This window comes from Desulfosporomusa polytropa, assembly GCF_055380075.1.
This window is the reverse complement of the sequence record NZ_AP042399.1, coordinates 123110-146173: the sequence shown is the minus strand read 5'-3', so window position 1 is coordinate 146173 and position 23064 is coordinate 123110. Positions and strand designations below refer to the sequence as shown.

Genomic DNA, 23064 nt, shown 5'->3' with positions numbered 1-23064 from the left:
ATATCCTCCTCCTTACAAACCAAACTTAATACCAGTGATATATAAGCTTGCACCAGCCGACACTAGATCAGGAAGTAAACTTATACGCACACTACTCTCAACTTTCTGCAATGTGTATTCTGTATCCCTCATGAGAATGCGACTAACTGCTTCACTGACGTAATGAACCAGGATTAAATCTGTAATCTTGGTGTCTTCTAGTAATATATCTCCTGTTGTGGGTTTGATTTCATTGATACCGCTAGCCATTGCGCTGGCCATAATTTCGTCTGGCATATTACCTATTACCAGTTTGTCAGTCTTTTTAACAAACGTATCAAGATTTGCTACCTTTTCTCCAAGATCAACAATCTGGTTGCCGATCGCTGTAAACTGTTCATATACTCCGTTGTTAAGTGTTGTTAACTCAGTTTGGAGATCTGCACATTTAACAAGCGCATCATCCGCTTTGGCTTCGATATCATGAACCATTTGATCTAAATGATCATAGCTCCAAACATGACGAGTTACTTTATGGGTTACGATATCACCAGAAGTAATAGTGAGCAAAACTTTAAATGTCGATGTCATCTTTCCTCTATCGCCGTCAGCAGCTACCGTGGTTTCATTTAGCATTTCTACAAAATCTATTCCACGAGTTAGCCGCTTACCACCGACAAACACTTCGAGCTGTTGCTCTCCAAGTACAAATGGTGCCGCTGTATTGAAGATATTTTCCGTGTTTAATGCATTATAAGGAGTATAGTTTTCTGTAACAAAGATAGCGGTTCTTTGAAAGGTTTCACGAAGTGGAGCATTGCGAACACTATGGTTTACGGTGACTTGCACGAACGTTGCTCTATCGAGCGGATCTTTTAACTTGAATCCAACTCCTAGGCTTAAATATTCCTTATTGCTCGGCATGGTGATTTCTGTGAATTGATCGCTCATCAATGGAGCGTTATCAATAATGATTTCCAGTGCATTCGTATTTGGCATATAACGTAGATTAATTTCTCCATCCTCAAATAAGAACGTCTGAGCATCTGCTGGAAAGGTTTCCAATGTCCAGATCTTTGCTTCTCGAACCGGCACAGAAGAGGAATCATTAACAACCACCCAGCCGTAAACGCCATCCGTTTCTTTCCAAATCATCAGCGTATTTGAAGCGCTATCATACCAGAGATCATTTGGTTGTGGCTCCTCTGGTTCTATGAAATATATTTCCTGGCTTTCTTTGTACAATTTACCGTTTAGATATAAGCGATTCTGCTTGTCTACGTATACTTTGCGATACGACCTATAAGTATCAAAGAACTGAACCGAAATTGTACGATCAATCTGCCAGTAAGCTATTCCTATCGCCAAGTAGTCCGGATAGTCGCCCAGGTCAACATGTGACGGAGATGTAGACATGATCCCTTTTTGATAAAGATAATCGCCATTTTTATGGAGCATGATAGAATCTATACGGTTGCGAGTATATTTATAATCTACCTTTAAGCTGCGACCAGACCAATTAGTAGCATTAACAACTATGTCTTGTCCGATAGCAGATAAGATTGGTACACGCTTAGCAGATAAAATATCGGTAATATAAAGTTCAGCTTTTAATGGATAGTTAGCATCTGTGGGCGGATTATAGAAAATGGACCCATACCGTGAAGGGGAATACGGAACAAATTTTAGTTTAAATGTACCCTCTTCATTAGGAACGATTTCTTCTGTGATATTAATAGACTCAGGTGGCCCTACATAAAACATATGAGCCGGAACATTTATTTCCTCTCCGTCTTCATTGATCTGTACACCTTCACCTACTGTTACAGTGAAATTCTTCAGATCCGCCGTCATATCGAATCCTTCGACTATACCCCAGCCAGCGACACGCAGGCGCTCTCGTTTTAGCCAGTCATGTATTAAATCAAAGTTTGTGTTTATGTCATTCGCCTTAATGCCTGGCGAGAAGTCTAGCTTTATCAACGAATTCGAATTATTCATTATCTCAACTCCTATTCATAAATAACAACTATATAGTCTCCTGATGATGAGTGATTCTCTAAAGTTTGTTTGATTTTTTTATCATGCTCTTTTAACCGGATAGGAAGTCGAACAAGAAGAGTTGAGCCTATTCTGTAAGGGCGCCCACTAATATGGCCAATGTCTAACATGTTATAGTCCGGCTCGCTATCTAAAGGCAATCCACCACCGTCGATACGAATATCAAGCGTCTTAGTGTCGTATTTATTGATTACTTTTATCGTCGCGATCTTGATTCCATCGGCGACAGTGTAGTTTTTTGCGACAACTAAAACGAAGTCATTTTCAATATCGGTAGTTCCTGGCTTACAGCAGAGCGCATATTCAAGCCGGGCATCTTCAATACGCAAGGTTAAATCTTGAGTCGTATTGATACGATACTGCGTACTGTGGCAGGGGTGAATCGTTATGTATAAACCTGTTTCGTTAATCTCTGTGCTAATGCTTAGTCCGGACTCTATTTTTTTAATTACCGCTTGTTTGTAATGAATTACACTATGACGAGATGTATAAACTGAAATATGACCTTCATTTTTTACAGGATCAGGCTGCGAGCTAATCTTATAAAATATCATGTCTTTGTCGGGATTCATATTAATGAACATAACATCTGTAGTGGATGGATTCACTTGTAAAAGAGTGTATTCATTGCCGATATTATAGTTTTCGTTCTTTAACAAGTCGTTAAGATTAACTTTAGCGTGCTGCAAATTATATTTTGATTTTTTGTAGGCAATATAATCTACCGGCTGATCTGTGATCCAGCTGTTAAATTGCTTTGTTCTATAGTATGCCTGCAGAAAAATTTGCATCATAAGCTCGTACAATAGCTTAACATTGTCATTCAGGTTATCAAAGAATGCCGAATGGGTTACGATGATAAAGCCTCCGTTGGCCTTTTCAAGTATTACTGCCGCCCCAGAATCATCAAACGGATAAGAGTAAGTATATGTATTGGTTGGGTATTTATCATGCGGTGCGTTTGCTTTGTTGAAATAATGAGTATAATTCTTGATTGTATAGGCCTTGTTTTTATAAAGAGTTGGATTGCTTAGTGCAAACTGAGTACCTGTTTGAGTTGTTATCATATTGCCAAAGGTATCCACGCAAAGCCACACATTCGTATTGGCGTCAAGAATAGCACCCATGTCTAATTCTTTTATGGTAGTAGTCACGACTGTAGTCGTTCTGGTTTTTTCCTGGCCTACCACCGTAACTACTTTTGTGGTCTTTGTAGTTACATTACCATCGGTGACAGTGTTAGTGGTAGTACCTACGATAGTGGTTTCTGCAACCGGTTCAGAGGTTGTCGCGGTAGTCACTTCTTTATAGTGATAGCCATCAGAGGACTTGATGAATAACATATCGTTATCAGCATAGGAAGTATTGATTAAGGAATCTGGCGTCATCGCCATATTGTTAATACTAATATTAGCCGGGCATATGCCGCGCCGAGGAGCATCGCCAAATATCGCAATTAACAGCTTAGAAAAAGTCAGGTCGGAGTCTTCTTCGTGTACTGCAACTTTGAGATTATAGTTCTTGTCATTTCGATATGTCATATTCTTTTTAACGAGAGCATTGAAAGAAAACTGCAAAGGAGTAAATTCAACTGCGTTTTGCGGTTCGTAAATATAGCGGTTGCCCAGGCGTTTAAGAACCAAATCTTTAATGATTTCGCTATTGCTATTAAACAGATATGCTTCCGGACTATCGAATTCATCATAGGCTCTAACGACGCTTTCGCTTGTATTATTAGCGAAAGCAGGTTCTTTTGCGACGCTAACTACTTGTTCTGTGTTGCTCGTGTCAACATAGGCTAATGGAATATCACGAAGAGCTACTGTTTCTACTTCTTTGAATTCATGAACTGATGGATATATTTTCAATCCAATCCCTCCTGCACTTTCCGCAAAATGATATACTTACTTTTATCTGGTTTGATAGCAGTAATCTTGTAATCCGAAACGGTTCCGTTTTCTCCCATGTCGTATATCATATGTGCGTGGTCCGTATCGATTGAGATATCTACTTCGTACTGGCCATAATCAGGCAAATAGTTGATGCAATAACTATTGCTTTTCAGGTAATCAACTACGAATGCTTTATAGAGCGTTCTGAGCTCGACAGATAATTCTATTTCTGGCCGCTCGTAGTTGATTTTATATTCTAATTCGCTGATAATATCATATTTGCTAGCATACAGATCAATAGAGTTGACCATCGTTTTGCGGGGAACACGATAGATATATTCATCGTGAGTCTCGGTTCCAATCGGAATTCCATATACTCGTACACCACCAGGCATGTCTGAGATATTCTTCTCGGGAATAATAGCTGCTCTAGTATCCTGGAAAACTTCGCGTTCATAATTAGTGAATAAATACGAAAACTTATCGGCTTGCTGATAGCATACGGCAATGTGCTTATAGAGGTTTCGAATATTAGAATTAACAACTACAATATTTTTATCGTAATCAACGCTGTATGTGCTTGCTTTTAGTAATGAGTATTGATCAGAGAATTCTTCGATAGAGTCTCTTCTGTTCATATGGACGGTGGCGCCGGCCGGAATGCCATACACAAAGATGCATTCACCCTCATTGAGAATTCGGTGCTTAAGATCAATCGCGTTATTTTGACTAAAAAGCTCGATATCCCAGACCGGTGTTACTACCTCCCTATAGGAAGAAGATAAGTTGAATGGGCTGTTTTCTTCATCGGTAATTATAATAGGGCCATTGATTGTGCTAGGAACATATTTACGGAAAGTTTTCTGTAGCAGCACGTCAATTTCTTGGCCTTCGTCATCAACGATGATTAGCTCGCGAATAATTGCGGACATATTTTTAAATACGATTAGTTTATTTTCATCTGCTTCCCTTAGATCAACATTAATTGTTTTGTAAAGGTCTCCCTCTCGTTGAATAATCAATTGCTTAGTGGCTACCGTGTAGGTGTATAAGTACTCTTTATTAAGATCGATATTTGCCATATTTTTTGTGAGTCGTTGAGTTTTTGTCACGATGATGCCATACGGGCATTCTTTGGTAAAATCTTTGTACTCAGGCAATGCGCTTATAGTCCCTTTCCAACGAACACTTTTTAATCGCGTCAGATTGACAGTGATATAGCTGCCATCTTGTACGACCTGTTCTAAATCAGTTTCGACATACGCGCTATCCTCAAGATCTTTTATACAAATATCACTAATCTTTCCCGATGTCCCTTTGAACTTGATGTTGATCTTTCCATTTTTTTTGAGCACAAATTTACCATCTTTTAAAATGCTCTTCTTATCATCATCGAAGTGGCCATCAGTGGATGCGAACACAAAGCATTCGATATCGTTTTTACCATTGATTGGCTTCTTCTCAAATCCCACGTAGTAAGTGCCTGCATTAAGAAGGACTTCTTGTTGCTCTATCTCAGCATCATATTCGCATTCTTCGATCATGAAGCCGTTTTTGAAGAATGATATGCGGCCGCCATTGGTGTTTTTGACATTAACTAACCAGTTCTTTGGGATACCAGATGCTACAGTCGCATACTTTAATGTATTGCCAGCATTAGAATAGAATCCGATACGATATTTATCTATGGTTTTTTTAATGGTATAGTGACCTAATTCCATAAGTTCCTGTGCGCCAGTAGTTGCATTGTTTACTGCAAGACTCATTGTTATTAATTGGCCTTTTTTAGAAAAAACTATGTGAGCATTTACGTTGGTGTCAGACGCGGCAAACGCACATGATCCTTCGTCAGGCATCGATTGTTCTGTGTAGTGTCTTTCTATAACACGAAAGTCATTATCTCCAGTTTTAAATAGATATACATGATCTGCTTCGCTAACCGGTTTTCCGTTATCGATAGCTAGCAATATTCCCATCCCGGGATAAAGGTAATCAACCCTGAGGTCAATTACCATATCACCAGAAAATACATAATTAGAACAAAGTACATCTTGTTCGTAAAATCGAATCCCATCTTTTTTTTCTACTCTACTGTTTTCCTGAAACATTACCCTATCACCTCAAGTTTGAAGTTGTCTATTGTAACCTTTGCGAATTCGTCGTCGAGGTAGATCTTAAATTGGAACAACCTGTAGTTTTCAAATATTGTGGCATTACCCGTAGCTTGCAAACTACTGTCCAATTTTACATCTTTCCATCCGGTCCATACTGCATGTTCTGCGTCTTCTCTACAAGCGCGAGCTTGAACGCGGATCTTACCAGGAAGATTTAGTTCTTTGGCATCGAGACCTTTTACTTTAAATGTAGCCGCGTACCCGGTGTCAAACACTTTGGTCGTCATATTGCCGGAACGATTTGTTTTAATATGAAGAGGCATTTCTGTTTCGGCATATTCCGCAAATACTTCTAAGTTATTTATTACGCGGCCTTCAGGCATTTCTACCATAACTTTTACAAAGAGTGACAGCTTATTTCGGAATGCTTGCAGTGTATTGGTTTCTTCCATGGTGTTAGCGGCATAAAAAGTGCCAGTAGGAGAATTTGATGTTAGGATTGTGATTTTAAAATCGGTGAAGTCATCGATCATTATGTCGTTAACTTTTACAATTACGCTTTTAATAGCTTCTTTATTCTTTAAAACAATAACCGGTGTCTCCACAATACCGATATCTCCATCGGTAAGTATCATATCCTTGCTGACCTTCGCATCGGTAAGGATGCACTTTTTCCAGTCGCTGCGAGCATCGTAAATTTTAGTTAATCCCCAATCGACATTAGCACCGGTTTGCAATTTGCCGCCACGATCGAGTTCGAGATTATCAAGTTGGTTACCATTTGCGTCGAATAGAAGTTTATGCAAATAGTTTACTTTTGGTCGTTCTTCGACGCTTAAGTTTATAGAGTCAATGTTTTTTATATGAATCGCCTTGTGAGCTTCCTCTGGCACACAATCTTTGATTACGATATCATCGATTACGCCTGTACCAGTAAGCAATAAGAAGTATTTGTAGTCCTGGTCGTATCCATCTTCGAATACATAATATTGATAAGTATCGCTTTGTTTCATAGTCGCATATGGTTCGGCGAAGAGCGCTTTGTCGTAACTGCTGTTTCGATGTTTAACTTCTTTGGCGATACGTATCGTAATTGGCCCACTAGCTGCAAGCGAGACTACGGTATTGGGTTTAATGAATCTGGAGATATCCATGATAGCGTATGAGTTATCGCTGTCGGCCGTAAATGCTAAGCCTCTACCGTTTACTCCGGTTTTGAAGGATATATCCATATTGAAGTCGATCCAGCTATTGTAACTTTCGCAAGCAGTAAGAGCATCGATTCTGCTTAGTCCCTTGATATGCTGGTTGTTAACAAAGTCGACAATGCAAAGTTCTCCAGTTCGACGAGCGTGCATCAAAGAATCCAGTAAGAAATTGGTGGACTCTTGAATAAACAATAGGGAGTTATCTAATCGCCGTACATTATGCAAATCGATATTGCTCATGCGATCAATTACTTCAATATGTTTATCGTTGAATTGGTAATATTCAACCCCGTCGATGTAGAAGAATCCGGCTTTCACTGCCACTACATTATCGATGTTGATCTTGGTTATCTTGAGTACGTTGCCATTTTCCACTTTTGCTTGAAAGTTCGGGCTGAGACCTCCAATAACTATTTTGTCAGGATACTGCCCGGCCGGTAATCCGAAGTCGACAACTACAACGCTGCCATCTATTAAGTTCTTTAACGTGATTGGTTCAGTATTAATTGCACGATAAGCCTTGAGAGAATATCCTATGAGCGCATAGAGGTGTTCTAAACTTGTATAAGCAAGGTATTTTGGCGATTTATATTGGTAGTAGACTTCGCCGCTCTTGCCGTCATAATTATCGTTTTTCCAGATAATGATTCCCTCTTCATTCATTAGCTCGTAATTTGAAGTAGGAACCACGACACCTTCGACAATGATTTTACTAACGAATCCTATATTTGAGTAATAAAGCTTATTGAAACCATCTTCTTCTATGATGACTTTTTCGCCGTAATCTTTGATCTCGTAAGCTATTTTCATATTATCCGGAGGAACGATAATATATCGGGCCAACTCTATAATCTGTCCTTCTACTTCGTACTCGGCATCCAGATTGATGTTGTTTGATACGATAAATTTTTTATTCATCTTTTTAAGTTCAAGCTCGTAACTGTCACTGTTTCCTTGTTTCATATCGACTTCTATTTTGATTGTCTTCGGACCTAGCGACCAATTCTCAAATGTTAGCAATGTGTCTTTGGTTTTTTCAAATAAAGCTGTCGCCGTTATATTCGAACCAACAATCCCATCGATCGTGTACACAAGGCTGCTGTTCGAGGGAAGCAGTGGCATGAAGGTGTTAACGATGCTAATCCCCTGATAGAGGCCTTTGAGAGCCCTGAGCTTGTTATAAGCGATATATTCTTTTGATTCTGTAGGGAACAAATACAGTTCTTCGAAATTGTGATCAAAAGAAGCGCCGATCGTTTCGACTTTGTTATTTTTATCTGCAATAAAAGAACCAGTAATGCCAAATTGCAAACCCTTGATCTTGAACGTATCAGCAAAACTATTTAGGTTGTTTCGAGATAAATACACAAGAGATTCTTCTAATGAATTGGTATTTTGCAGAATAAATCCCTTAAGGGCTTTACTAACGAAAACACTGTAATCGCCGACATCCGGACAAATCAATTTTTTTAACGATGTTGACTCCAAAAGAACCAGGGCGCTGCCTTCGATTATGATTTTGTCTAGCTCTTGCCCGGGCTGCAAAATTATGAAGTCCACCACCGATCCGGCTTCCGTGGTGCGCTCAATAGTTGGGGTGGATTTTGTGATGGTTAGAAACCCACTTGTATCGATAAGCAGATACGCAGCGCTGGTTGTATCATTGCGATATATTGGTTTTGTAACAAGTCCGTCTACTACTAATGTTTCAGTGACGCCACTTACTTTGTAAAGTCTCACAGTGCAGTTTGATGATATATCAAGAGAGTAACTACCGTCACCAGTCACTATGTCCTTTGTGGTATATACCGCGTTGCCTAAAGAAGCACCAACATGTATGTAGTTAACAACAGGAGCAAATGCACTATAAGATTCAATTTTTACAATCAATAAATTACTTTCGTCTGCAGGTATTGTTGGCAACATTAAACTGAGAGGGGTTTCAATAATTTCCCCGCCCTTCTCGGTTTTGTACGTTACCGTATAACGAGAGGCCATTATGTTTTTGATTGTTGTCGGATTCATGCCTGCTTTTTGAATTACGATTTTAACATGTGACATCTTTGAAAAAGTCTTTTCAGCCTTACGGCCAGATGACCATAGGCCAGATAGTGTCAGATCGATCTTGTCATTTACGCTCATAAGGACTGTGCAGCTGCCTTGTTGAGATGGATTAGCGGCTGTCTCTAATTCCCAGGAGATATGGTTACAATCGAGCTCAATAGTGATATTACTGGTTGAGTCTGTTCCGCTGGCTACAAGCTCGTCTTCGCTATTAAGTGTAAATCCTTTTGCTTTAATGAACTCACTGTTTTTGGTGATATCTACCGGCCGGCAAGAGTGTCCGACTTTTAATAGTTTTCCACCCATACCAGTTATATCAACAGCGAAGCTACCGGTTGTAGCTGTGCTACCAAGAGTAACTCCGTTGCTAACATCTACAATGTCGGTGAATGTTTTAAACTGCCTTGTTGATGTTGCATGCAGGGTAACGTCGGTATTTTGAAATACCCCGTTTACTTTCTTATAAACAATATCTTCTACGAGAAGACTCTCTGTTTTATTTTCCGGCTTAACCAAATTGGCTTTATCGATTATCATACTAGAATATGGATTTTGATTTTTTGGATAAAACTTTAAACGATATTTTGAATTCGGATCTAAAACACCTCTAGGAATTACAGTTGCCCCACGAACAGCCGTTACCAGGTCTGCTATATAATGTTCGCTTTCTCCGATGGATTGTTTATAACAATCAAGGAAGATGTCGTCTACGGCGATTTCCTTAGCTTCTGATGCAGTGATTTTATATTCTACATCTTTTGCTTTGAGGACATTATCATATTTTTTGAGTGTCAAATCTAAATCAGTTTCTATGCGCTGGGTGCGGATGTACTCATCGATCTGAATCTGAGATTTTTGATATCCGGTTATTTGTGCGCTTGTAGAACCCTGTTCTTTTAGCTCACTAGTCAAAATAGCTTGTAATGCATCGCCTTGGCCGACACCATTTTGACAAACGTCAATCTCCGCATCCCATAAATGAGGCAGAAAATCTAAGCTTTTAAAGTTGTGCTCCCAAGTGTCCACATCCCACTTTTTAGTCCGGAATACATCCGTATTAAACTGCGCCAACCGTTCGTAAATTGTTTCAAATTCACTATCAGATAAGGCTAAGTTCTTTTCATTAGGAGTTTCTATTTTGATATCTTCAGCAGCGAGAACTGTATAATTTGAGACAGAGTTAATAATGGCATTTTTTAATCCGCTTTCGGTGCTATTGGTAGGATTTTTAAAAGCCAATAGCGTACGTTTTAGGAGCTCTACATTGGTTTCGTCTTCGTATCGTTCTATACCTGAGAACATAGCAAATTCATCTAACACGTTCCATACGTGAAACTTTTCAGCGATCGCGCTGTATTCAAAACCGTCGATTGAATAACGCACGTTTAAATCATTTGTAGAGAGAAGGCCCATTCTAAACAATAAATAGCCTTCTTGCCATAAGGCAATAGGCTCTGTGCTTTGGTAGAATTCTTTTGCATTTTTAGTAATTGTTGCATTTGGATGAGTAAGGGTAAAAATATCGCCTACATCGCCTACATGAGCTGCATACAGATAATCAATGATGGTATGTTCCCGCCCGATATAATAGAGGATAAAGAAATCCTTTTTGTAATCGATTATGGCCTGTTGTATACTATTTTGTTCTTCGATGATAGATTGAAGGAATTGACCACCGACAGATTTGAATGGACGCTTTCGAATATCCATCCAGCTCGGAAAATGTTTGATTGCTTCTAAAAATGTCGCTCTTGAATCTTTCAACATTAATTCCCTCCTGACCAGATGATTTCATCAAACAGAAATTTGCTATCAATCTCTTGAAGTACTTCTATTTCTGCGGCCTCTTCATTGTCGATAATTAAAGACAAAACACTGAAATAATCAACTTTTGTTTCGTTGACACCTATCTTATTAAGCTCGCCTACTTTGAGATATTCCCCGGGTGGAATAGCGTTGATGTATGCTTTGGCCTTCTTTTCAATATTGCTTTTAATCAACGTATTGTCTCCATTGCTATTGGTCGAAATAAAGATTTGAAGTTTAACAGCTCGTATAGCTGGTATGATATACTCAACAAATAAAGAAGGCGATGCGATTTTTTTAACAACCTTCGCTGCCTCCGCTAGTGCATTAGAAATTGTAGCACTATCATAGTACTTCGGAATCACATAGCAAGTTGCTGTGCCGCTTCCTTTTGTGAAAGGGAGATACTGAATATTAGATGCATATGTCGGATTGAGTAACGAGTCGCTTATTGCCGTTGTGTTGCTAGCCTCATTCTTGAGCATCCAGTTCATTAGACGATACATATAGTTTTCATCATTTTCATTGATTTCCCGTGGACAATTAACCCAGAAACCGGTATCGTCTAAATCCTGGCCATGCAATCCAGTGTAGATATGAGGGTTCTTGGAGTCTTCTATTTCCTGGTACACATCTTCGAGTGTTTCGCCCATGGCGGCATTATACAAATCTATAACAGAACCTGTCTGGACAGGTCTAAGAGTTCTATTTTCAAAACGAGCTGTTATTTCTTTTTGAATAGTATCAGAGGTTTTCATTATTTCACCTTCTCTATATATTAAAATTACAGAGCAGTACACCATCGCTGTAGATATAGATGTTAACGTTCTGACAGTAGAACGATCCTGTAGTTTCTTCTGCTTTTACAATAACCTCTAAATTTGACACAATATTATTAATAGCAGCCACTGTCATAGTTTTAATGCGACTTAGATTAGTGGCGCTATTTAATCGCTCATGCTTCATTAGTTGTAGCTGAGAACCGATTGTTTGGCGTGTCGGAAGCTCTGTAAGTTGCGTACGTAATCGAATCTTTATTTGCTGAATCAGGGCTTCTTTGTCTTTAACAAATGCTGCCCTGTGCTTAGTTACTTTGCTGTGAGCTTCGGTGTCGAAAGTAATTTTCAAATTGTTATCGTGAACGACATATTGATATGGCACTTGAAAAAATTTAACAGTAAACACTGGGTATGCGGCTATCCGAAAATCCATTTTAAACTTAGAGAAGGAGGATTGTTTTTCTAGAATTAAATCTCCTTTTTCAGTTAGGGCAAAATCGATCATTTTTAATCCGCCTTTCTAAAAATCAATTTTGACGCTCTTCTTAATATCATCTATTAACTTTTGATCTTCTGCTTTAAGTTGTGCGGTGACTTGTGCTTTAACAGTATTGATTTGGTCTTTATTTAATTTTTCAGCAGCAGCTTTTAAGTTCTTAACTTCCAGAACTTGTTTCTGACGTAACTCAATTTTCTTTGTTTCAACAGAAAAGGAAGAACCGATATCTTTGGTAATATTTGTTGCTAGTTTTGATTTGAGATTATCTATTTGACTAGTTAGATTTTTGTTTTTTGACACCAGATTAGCAACTGCCGCCGAGTCTTCTTTTTCTAACGTACTACTAACGACATTATTCAAATCTTTGACCACATCGGTACGAACCGATTCAACAAGTTTTGTGTTAACGACTTTACTGAGGTCTGCGCCAGACGTAATTGAACCAAGTGATTTTCCTGAAATATTATCTGCGTTAAGCGTTTCCTTTAGCTTTTTATCAACCAATAAATCCAATTGTTTTTTCGTATCACCAGTGATTGAACTTATTAATTTATCTTGATTAAAGAAAGTATTCTTGTAGCCCCTAACAATGTTTTTAACCTGGTCATTGATTTCAGTCTCTGCCTTAGAGGCACCACCGATTTTAGCCTTGTTAACCGCGTCGTCAATGATCTTATCTAAAGTGTTTTGTACGACTTTTTCTGCCGCTGTCTTTGTGGTAGGTGTAGAGGTAACTATTGTTGCCGCTTTTGCAGAAGTAGTAACCGTTTTGATAGCTGAATTAGCTGTATTGGTTAATGATGCGGTTGTGGGATTTACAGTTTTGGTTGCTGCGTTCACTACAGAAGAAATAGTGTTAGTTTCTTTAACAGTATTTGTTATTGTTTTTTTAGCCTTATCTTCCGCTTTAACAAGAAGTTTGTTTATCTGGTTTTTCACACTCATGTTATTTCACCTGTTTGGCCGCCTTATCAGCAGCAAGTCTGTCAGCAGCTGTCTTTGCTGCTGTCTCAGCCCGACGATACTTATCGTAATAGGCGTCTTTTTCTGCGGAAACGGAATCCCTTACAGTCGTATAAGTAATAATCGAACGCTGAGCTATAGTTCTTTCTTCTGATGTTTGACATTTTAACAGCTTTTCTTGAGCCGTTTCTAAATTCGCTTCGGCTTCATCCAATCTGTCTTGAGCTTTGTCGTAATAGGCTTTTGCGGCGGTCGCTGCCTCCTGAGTTGCTTTGGCTTCAGCTACCAAAGTTGCATCAAGTTTAGCCTCCCCTTTTTCCGGGTCCTCAACTTTAGTAGGAGTTATATTAGGCGTTGCTGTGTTCGTAGTACCTGCTGGCGTAGCAGCTTTGTTTTTTACTTCATCAATTTTTTTTGTGTTGTCAGAAGTTTTTGGAGCAGTTGCGGCGGCGCCTGCATCATTGATTGCTCCATTTACTTGGTAACCACTTGCCATGCTAACTTGTAAATCCGTTGTTTCTTTTAATGGATCTCCTATACCCAACGCTGAAACAATTTCAGCAACGTTTAGCATAGGAGAGAACATCGGCATACGCACTTGTCTGCGAATTAAAACATATCGTTTTAGATTGGGCTCCCAGCTCTTAACAAGGACTGTACCTAACATGCAAAAATTTCCAACAGCGGACTTAGCATCGTCTAGCACTTGTTTGAAAGTTGTTAACTCATAAAGATGAGGATTTAACTTGTGTTCATTAACAACGATTTCGTCGGTCACAAATTTCTTACGATTAGCGATCGTTACGCTTTCTAACGATTCCTCGATAGCTCGCCCGTCTGGATTTAATTTATATTGACTATATTCATTTGAAGCTAAATTAATTTGGCCATTATCCCTGGCGACAATAGATGCGCCAGACTTTTCGTTAATTATGCCTCGCTCATTTGCTCTGCTCAAATTTTCAGCTCGCTCTTGTAGCTTGTTAAGCGACGGCTTGAAAGATTCTGGAATTTCCGTTTCTACCGTTACTGTAGTAGAAGTATTTGTTTTAGTCGCAGTAGTCGTAGTTTCTGCCAATTTATCTCTACTCCCCGTTTAAAATATTTGTCCTCCCACTGAGCCTCCATAACTATCCGAATGTATGTCTTGAGTTAGCCTCAGTTTAGAGCGCACGTCCATATTGTAGTTACCGACATGGCGTGCTACGATTACACAGGTGTCGCCGCCGTCTTCCACGACGACATAGTCATCAACTGCCGGAAACCAGTCCCCACCATTTCCATACAGTCTCACAGTTACATTATCTTTATTACGCTTGAATCCGTCTTTATCTATATATTTCATAGAGCACATATTGTTAATTTCATCTGCTTTTGTGACCTGGCCGACAGTGGTAATGCTCCCGCGGGAATGATCTGCGGGATTCATTACTCGATCTTGAAGAAGTTGTTTTAAGTTACTCATGCTGTTGTCGTCTCCTCTGTGCTATTTCTTGTCGTACTCACATTTGGCAGCAAAACCGTGATTACTACTTCACCATTAGCTGCGGTCTCGCTTTTGAATAATTCTGGAGCCAGCATTGCGTTTCCCTTGTAATCCTCCGCTATCTTGGCCTGTAAATCTTTAATAGCACTAGTCAGTGGATCTACTGCCTTATCGATACCTTGTAATACAAATGAGAACCCGGTACAAGAAAGCGTATCCTTATCCCCTACCCGTAAAGCTGCTTTTAGCATTATAAAACTTTTCTTCGTATCTTCGAAAGCTTGATATTTATCAGAAGCATCAGTGGCCGGCATTTTCTCTTTGGCTCGTTTAACGATTTCGTAGAGGATATTCAGAGCGTCCTTGTTGAGAAGAGCCAAGTCTTTATATTTTGTGCCATCTTTGTTTGTGCCGATCAGCAGCTTTGTAGTGATGGTTTGACCACCAATTGACAGTATAATGCTCTGGGTAGTATCATCATTAACTTTCAATGTTTCTTGTTCGTGAATAATTTTAAAGAAGTTCTCGTCAATATATGGCTTCAGCCGCTGATCCATACTTATGAGCTGATTGCTTTGCAACTTAGGATCAGACTGAATCCGTTCTATGTCTAGCATTGCATAGCGGTCATATGCTTCTTTGACCTGCTTATTATTGTTGACAGCGATACGAGGAAGCAGCTGTGAAGATTGATATCCAGTTGAATTTGTTCCTTGGCCGGCAGCTACTGCTTTTAATGATTTCAGAAACATCCTTTCATCAGCAACCGGATTTCCTGTATCGTCGATGAGTTTTGCATCCCTTTTATACTTGTTGCCGATATTTTTCATTTCATCAGATATCAAGTAGTCTTGAGCGAATCCAAGGATACCATCTGTCCAGTTATTGAAAGAACCAGCGGTAAGGTTAGAGTATAGGCCTTTGAGCAATCCAACATTATTGTAAGTCGGAGAACCATATACCAGTCCTTTATTTCCATCAAGGCCTGCCGTCATAACGAGCCCGTGTTTTTTGAGAGGGAATATTTGAAGCACCTGTAGATTCTTGGCCCATCTGGTTATAGATTCCGCGACATACGCTCCCACTAATACAACGGTACCGATTATAGCTACATTAAGCAGAACAGCTGAGGCGATCGCGGCCGTACTACTAGCTGCAGCTACGCTACCTGCGCCGGCTATTGCTCCTGAGGCCGGAAGCACAGCTCGAACCGCGGCTAATGCTGTTCTCATTTTGCTAACCGCGCCATTTACACCAGCTTTCTCTACGGCGCTTGCCCCTTTTGATAAGAGACTACCACTCTTTGAAGCGATAGATTCAAGCCCTTTGCCTAATGCGGCAGCTGGGCCGCCGAATGCCATTGATGTCGTCCATATAAGAGCGCCGTTCATAAGAGCTTGTGTGGAGAAGATTGCGTTTCCTGCGGACTGAATCGCGAGCTCAAATCGGTCATCTACTACGGCAATGGCATCAGGATAAACGGAAGTGGTATATCCGCTGTTGGCTGAGAAATTATGAACAACTTCTTTTACTAAGCACTGACCGGTGATATTTTCGTAGACATCGTTAATGAACATGCGATCATACGGTTTGACTGTCGGATCGCCAAGTATAATAAGGTCGCCCTGATACATATCTTTAACTGTATTTTTAAGAGCATTTGCAGTCATTCTCCAGGCGATCTTTTCGTGGCTTGTTACACTGCCCTTATCATCAGCAAACCAGTCGGTTAAGCGATTAGTTATTGAGTTTGTATAAAATCCCACTATAGGAATACCTTTACCATAGAGTTGAGTGTCTACAATCATTGTCTTTTGATTTTCTGGATATATTTCTACATCAACCCATAGTGGTCCACATCGATGCTGGCTTTTAAAATTACCGGTCTCTGCCATTTGATACAGACCGACAGCACAAGTTTTTACATCTTTATCGGAAGCGGTAATATTATTCTTTATGATGTCTGTTAGCGAGGAATAAATATGGAACTGTTGAAATGGTTTGCGTTTTTCTATTAGCACTTCATTTTTTTTGATGTAGTCATAAGCGCAATAGTAGCGCGGAGCTCCGTGGAATACAGTGCTGCGGAATGCAAACGGCGCTACAGCTGTTACGAAATCTGGACTGACTGATTGACATATATGCATGATGTCCCACATTGTCTTGCCGAAAACATCAAAGGTGATTTTAGGCGCTTCATCAGTAGCGTACTGATCTGAGACAGTTCCTTTTTCTCCCCATACCGGACGAGACATAGCTTCATAGATGTTTTGGATTGTTTCGCCGCCCCTGAAAATTTCTTTGTTATCTGGATCACCAAAGTGATAAAGGCCGTATGGATTTCTGCCCAATAGATGAGCATACTCTGTATCTTTTAGTATGTTGCGAAGTATTCCGCCACTAGTGGTTAAAAGTGAATTAAGGATTGTCTTTGGAGTGGCACCGTTGGTAAATAAACCTCTTAAGGAATCCTTGTATTGAATTTCATGAGCTTCATCATTCTCCAAGATAGGGTTCATTAATTCAATACCATCGCCTTGAGCTATAAGTTCTACTGCTTCACCTGCTTGCACTTCGGCAATGCAGCCATTAAATACGATCGGTAGGGTAGCGGCATTGGATCCATATCCCATGCGGATGTGGATCCTGGCGCCGGCCCGCAAACGAATGCGTTCCGAAGCAGGATTTTTACTTCTCTTTGCTTCTTCCCTGAGGGCGTATACCCGGGGGCTAAAAATAGAATCTACGACATCATTCCAGTCAGTGTTATAACTTATCTTTGAATCTTCATCGTCAGTCGTATAAGATTTATACATGTTACTCATTACGATCCGTGCCGTGTCGGCTGCAACTTTACGAGACTTAACAACTTGGATTTCGGCGATGGATGATGTGTTGTAGAAATTGTCATGTAGCTTCCAGGCGCCAATTTCACGGCCTTCATCGATAAAGAGTAAATAGAATGCGGGAAATGCTTTAAGCATACGACCACGGACATCGTTAACTACCATATCGTGAAAACTATGCATAATAAATTGAGCAGGATCCTCGGCGGCTTGTAGATACATTTTTTCGTTGATGTCTTGTATGAATTCGGTAGCCGGATTAGTTGGGCTAACACCGATTGCGTTAAAGTTTTTGATACGTCCAATCCCTACTAATGCTAGCATCATCTTTCGCATTGTGAGGCTTGTAGCATCTGAGGGATCGATATTATTAGTAGGCATTGAACATCCTTGTAGGTATCCATTTAATCCTTTGTAATCTCGCTTAGTGATTTTCTCTCTGATCATAGAACTGCCGGCAGTAGATGCCAGGGCGGCAGCCGCAAAGAACTTCCCTGCGTCAAGAGCATGGCTATTTTTCAAGAAGAAGCTTATATGCTTTTCGATAGAGCCGCTGCTGCTATTCGCAACATACGTTTTGATTTTAGAGATGATATCTAACTCATTTTTTGCGGCCTTCCTTAAAATGTCCGTGCTAATCGTAGGAATGGCATTGGAATCAATTAGATGTTTTAGCCAATACAGCATGATCCGGAAGTAAGCTACGGCAGCATACTCCGTATTGCCTATACAGCCTTTTTTATACTCCCTTACTTCCTCTACTGTGGTTATAGCTTTGCGATAATATGGATCTATCAAATAGCGTCTGGTGTTGACACCATCAGCGTAGTCAATCCACATATCAGCAACTTCTTCTCCGGTAATTTTAATGAGCTCATCTTTTGTGTACATTTTGATTCTAAATGGACCAAATTCAACTGCATTTTCTATAGCGTCATCTACGCTGTTCGTTAAATCTTTAATTCCTTTGTCTTGAGCGCCACCTAACCTTACGCCGACAAAACTAGGTTTTGGCTTCCATGCAATATCATTTGTTTTACCCGCAAATTCTTTTGGCGCAGTGGCTGCGCAAGCAGCAGCGTAAACAATTTCAGCGACTATGTCTTGAAAAGTCCCTGTGTTTTCGATGTTAAGCCCGTTCATAATTTCGCAAATCTTATCATCTTGCAGATATTTTTTGATAACAGTTACGACATTTAATCTAGCGTCGTATTGCGGTGTACGATAATACACTTCTGCTTTTTCGGCAATCTTTGTTTCTTCAAGATATTTCTTTATCAGCGCCGACGACTCTAATGCTTTAGCCATACTGTCATAAGCCCATTTGCCTTCAATCGGTTTTGTATTAGTGCTGGCTTTTGCATTTACATCTTTGATAGCTTCTTGGTGTTTAATAAAACTTTTGTACGCATCAAGCTCTAACTGGTATTTCTTTTCAAGGAATATGCACTTAATATCAGCACAGGCGTTCCAGGATTCATGCGCGTCAGCGGCATTCAAAACATTAAGTAAATCGTTATCTTTCGCCTTTGCAGTATTAGATGCGGAATCGGCCATTTGCTTTGCTTGTGCTGCATCTACAGCACGCTTACTTTCTATTTGCTTTTTGGCAACATCATTATAATCATAAGGTGTTATGCCTGTTCCTTCGGCGATTTTTGTTTTTACAGTACCACCAGTTTTATCTACCCATTGAATATCATCAAAGTTGTTTTTAATCGAACCGATAACAGTCTCTCTTGTAAACTGAGAAGTTAATATATGAGGATACACGAAATAGAAATCTGGATCAGGATATACACGGGTATCCTGGAACTTATAGCGGACGAACTGAAAACCATCTGCCATGAGCTCTTTGATTGTTGGAAGTTCAAGGTCTGGATAAAGCTCCGCTTCTGCTAATACGTCTTGTAGTTCAAAATAACTTCGGTTGTTCGTGGATGACCGAGCAGCTATTCCTTGGTAACCTGCATTGTTTGCTTCGATACGTTTTAATGCTTCTCGATTACGCAACGTACGATCGACTGAAATCAGGTGCATGTAGACCGTATAGAGACCGGTTCTACCAGGTATCGTATCAACCGTCACTGATTCAACAAGAGTTTCGTTGATGCCAAAGAAAGCTGTTAATTCACTTTCTAATTTCAATGGCCAACAGGGCAACACTAAGCGATATTCTCTGGCATAATAGGAAGACAGTTTAGGTAATGCATTAAGCATAGCAACAGTCTCCAGGCTAGTAGTTTGGATCTCGATATTGATTTCAGTGTCTTGGCCGCCAACATACTGGGGTGCATAGCCATCCATGCTGGTTACGCCGATTTTGGCAAAGTTATTACCAAAGGATACGTCCATATTTGTTACACGAGCATTTCCGACATCGTAAGGATCGAAAATAATGCTATTAAGTTTTTCATAATCTATCGATTGCTTGCGCGTAATATTTTCGCTGTTAGCATCTTCCTTAGCGGCAGCAAGGTCTGCACAATAACCAAGAAACTTAACATCAGGCGAGTTACTATCAAAGTAGAACTTCTGACCAATAAAGACATCAGCTTTTGGTAGTTGAATACTATCTGCTGTTGCATAGCTTGTTGCTTCTAGATCAATAACAAGCGGAATAAATAACTTCCGATCTACGAAGAATTTATCGACAGATTCTCCTATGTATAAAGAAGCGTCTCGCTTCATGTCTCTGAATTCGGCATCTGTCTTAAAATAATCCAATTGTGTTGTGATCGAGACACCGACGGAAATACGTCCTTTTCTGGCTCCGGTGCGAGTTTTTGGAGAAACTTCTTCTTCTTTGTACGCAAGATCTATATCGCTTATAATTGTTTTTCCGGCTGCCGCATTAATAGTATTCATAGAAGCGCGCATCCGGTGCAGTGTCTCGTTAAGATTTGTCATAAGCAGAGTATTGCTACCAATCGAATATCTGCTACCGTCACTTTTGAGTATAGATAGTTTTGTGTCAGCAAGATCTTTATTTGAAGTCTCGGTGTACGGGTATAATGTTCTCCACATCGAAGAACCGATAGCTTCGTCTGAGCTTACTGTGTTCAGATCCGCCAAGGCGCTAGTGAATGTAGATTCACTAATCATTGCTTTTACTTGATTATAGATATAAGCAATATCCGCGGCTCCTTGCTTTTCAGATTTAGAAAGAACGATTGTGGCGTTTGCTTTACGCATAGCTTCTATTTTAGTTTGTAGCATTTTCTTTAGGTATGTTTCATTCGCAATATAGAATTTAATTTTAGGGTCCGTGAACTTCATAGGAAGAAGTGCAGTTCTATTACCAAGGGTAGCTTCCATGTATTCTTTGGAATTAAAAGCTACCTCTTTGGCGGCCAAGTCTTGTCCGGCCTGAATAGAGCGTTGATAATAGTACCGCATTGTTTCGAAGTTAATGCATCCGGCAAAGTAGTTCCTATACTCAGAGTCCTCTTCTCTTTGAACAGGAACCTCTGGCATATAAACACGGTATATGAATTCTTGTAATGTCAGTGTAGCTTGCAGCAATCTAGGGAATCCAGGGACGGTATTTACTTTCATATCTATAAGAGTAACTGCTTCGATACCAAGCACTGTGTTTATATAGTCACTGTCGATTGGTAAGAATGGCGTAAACTTAAATTGAGCTATTAGCGAACGTAGCCCATTGAGATAATATGTAATAGAATTACCGCTTGGGGTAGTTGTAGAATATTCGTATCCGTTTATTCCCCGTTCATTATTGAAATACAGTGATAGCTGTAAAAGGCGTTCAGACTTCTCGGCCGATTTTGCCATTGAGCCTTTTGCACGGAGCAACGGCATTCTTTCTGCTGTAGACTGGGTAATGCAGCGTATGGACGTGGGCGGGACGTAAAGCATGGTATCACCTATTGCTACCGTCCATTCTTTCAATGATTCAAAGGTATTGCCAAAAAGCTTTTGCTGAATCTCTCTTCTGTCATCGAACTTTTTACTAGTATTCCAGATTGCATCCGCCCACACTTTATCGTTCCATTCATATGAGTCTAAATTGAACGCACTTGAAGACATTCCATTGAGATTATCATAAGTCGGCATATCCCTAAAGCTCTTGTTAATTACGATTTTATCGTAGTCTACGATTAACCGTTTCGCAAGATTAATCCACTGATCATTTATTTTTAAATATACCGTACCAAGGAAACGACGATAGGTATCTTGTCCTAATAGATTGAATCCTGCTGACTTATAATCATTAGGATCTTTAACGCTGTCAGCAAATTGTCTTAACGCGTTTAAAACGCCGCCTTCGTACTTTTTGCTTCCATAAGTTCTCGGGTATTCTGACGCACTGCGGTTGATAGAAGTAGCGTCGAGCATTATATAAATTTCATTGCCAGCATTTTGTATTGTGCTACAAACAGTGTCACGAGCTGCTATTCCCTGCTCGTAGGTTTCCGGTTCAGTTTCGTCTTGTGATAACCAAATAATATCTTTACCGCCACGGCTATTAGCTCGCTCCTTATATTCATACCAACCGCCAGCGTCTCCTATTCTGACAAAGTCTACTTCTTGCTCATCCGATCGATTTTCTCCCTTTACGTATAAGCAATTGGGCATTGATTTAGCCAATCCTAATTTTACTCTTTTAGTTTCGTATAACGATGGATCGGCATTGGCTTCTTTGGACCAGTGAGGGATTTCTGGAGCATCTATGCCGAGAAAGCGTATTCTAAAATAATCACTTGACTGGCTGCTTGACGCTCCGGCAGCTCTTGTCATTGCTTTAATAGATGCATCGATTGATTGGTTAATATGTTCGGTTATGCGTTCGTCTCCTCCATTGTCGACATCACTTGCTGATACTTGAATGGTGTCACCATCGATTATCCCAAATTCAAGATCGTCTGCGGTGATATTGACTCTGGCCTTAAAAAAATAAACGCCCAAGTCAGGATAATAACCCGGGGTTGTTACGGCTGGAGTCTCAGTATAGAATGCTGCTTTTTTTGCGCCGTCTTCTTCGTTGCCAGTAACAGCTTTATTTAAAATGGATAAGTAGGTATCATCGACTTGCCCGATGTAATAATCACCCATGTCAGGAGTTCTAAATTTACTGTCCGCTATAACAAAACGACTTTCATCAAGCTTCTTGGCTGCCTCTGCCACCGTTGTTGCGTCAGTAGCTGACCCCGTTCCTTGCTGTGTTGTTTGTTGCAGAGCTGTTATTATTTCACTAGCCATTTATTGTGCCTCCTTATATGAAAAGCTTTTGATTCCAAAAGCTTATAACCACTGTTTATTTCTATTTGTAATATTACGGCTATAATTAGCGATATTCAGTTGTTCAATAAAACTACTTATGATGCTTTAGATAAAAAATAAGCG

The 23064-nt window shown here is 39.9% G+C and carries 10 protein-coding genes; all 10 read right to left on the bottom strand.

Annotation, left to right across the window (positions count from 1 at the left end; translation table 11 throughout):
* Positions 1 to 12: 12 nt before the first annotated feature.
* The 10 genes from ACZ449_RS00820 to ACZ449_RS00775 are packed head-to-tail and all read right to left on the bottom strand — an operon-like array spanning position 13 to position 22920.
* Positions 13 to 1980, bottom strand: coding sequence for a hypothetical protein (locus ACZ449_RS00820; RefSeq protein WP_464256608.1), 1968 nt, complete (start codon positions 1978 to 1980; stop codon positions 13 to 15).
* Positions 1981 to 1991: 11 nt separating this feature from the next.
* Entirely contained in the window at positions 1992 to 3908 is a 1917-nt protein-coding gene (locus tag ACZ449_RS00815; RefSeq protein ID WP_464256607.1) for a hypothetical protein, read from the bottom strand.
* The gene (locus tag ACZ449_RS00810; protein WP_464256606.1) at positions 3905 to 6040 is read right to left on the bottom strand and encodes a hypothetical protein; all 2136 of its coding nucleotides are present in this window, start codon (positions 6038 to 6040) and stop codon (positions 3905 to 3907) included. The genes ACZ449_RS00815 and ACZ449_RS00810 overlap by 4 nt, the downstream gene beginning before the upstream one ends.
* Complete coding sequence (locus tag ACZ449_RS00805; RefSeq protein ID WP_464256605.1) at positions 6040 to 11085, bottom strand: hypothetical protein; 5046 nt, start codon at positions 11083 to 11085, stop codon at positions 6040 to 6042. The genes ACZ449_RS00810 and ACZ449_RS00805 overlap by 1 nt, the downstream gene beginning before the upstream one ends.
* Positions 11085 to 11882 (bottom strand): hypothetical protein, encoded by a 798-nt coding sequence (locus ACZ449_RS00800; RefSeq protein ID WP_464256604.1) that lies wholly within the window; start codon positions 11880 to 11882, stop codon positions 11085 to 11087. Before ACZ449_RS00800 ends, ACZ449_RS00805 begins: the two co-directional genes overlap by 1 nt.
* Positions 11883 to 11895: 13 nt before the next feature.
* A complete protein-coding gene (locus tag ACZ449_RS00795) occupies positions 11896 to 12408 on the bottom strand; it encodes a hypothetical protein (protein ID WP_464256603.1) in 513 nt (170 codons plus the stop codon).
* Between the two features lie 15 nt (positions 12409 to 12423).
* Positions 12424 to 13347, bottom strand: a complete 924-nt coding sequence (locus ACZ449_RS00790; RefSeq protein WP_464256602.1) for a hypothetical protein — start codon at positions 13345 to 13347, stop codon at positions 12424 to 12426.
* Position 13348: 1 nt separating this feature from the next.
* On the bottom strand, positions 13349 to 14443 hold the full coding sequence (locus ACZ449_RS00785; protein ID WP_464256601.1) for a hypothetical protein: 1095 nt from the start codon (positions 14441 to 14443) through the stop codon (positions 13349 to 13351).
* A gap of 18 nt (positions 14444 to 14461) precedes the next feature.
* Complete coding sequence (locus ACZ449_RS00780; protein ID WP_464256600.1) at positions 14462 to 14830, bottom strand: hypothetical protein; 369 nt, start codon at positions 14828 to 14830, stop codon at positions 14462 to 14464.
* Positions 14827 to 22920, bottom strand: coding sequence for a hypothetical protein (locus ACZ449_RS00775; RefSeq protein ID WP_464256891.1), 8094 nt, complete (start codon positions 22918 to 22920; stop codon positions 14827 to 14829). Before ACZ449_RS00775 ends, ACZ449_RS00780 begins: the two co-directional genes overlap by 4 nt.
* Between the last annotated feature and the right edge of the window lie 144 nt (positions 22921 to 23064).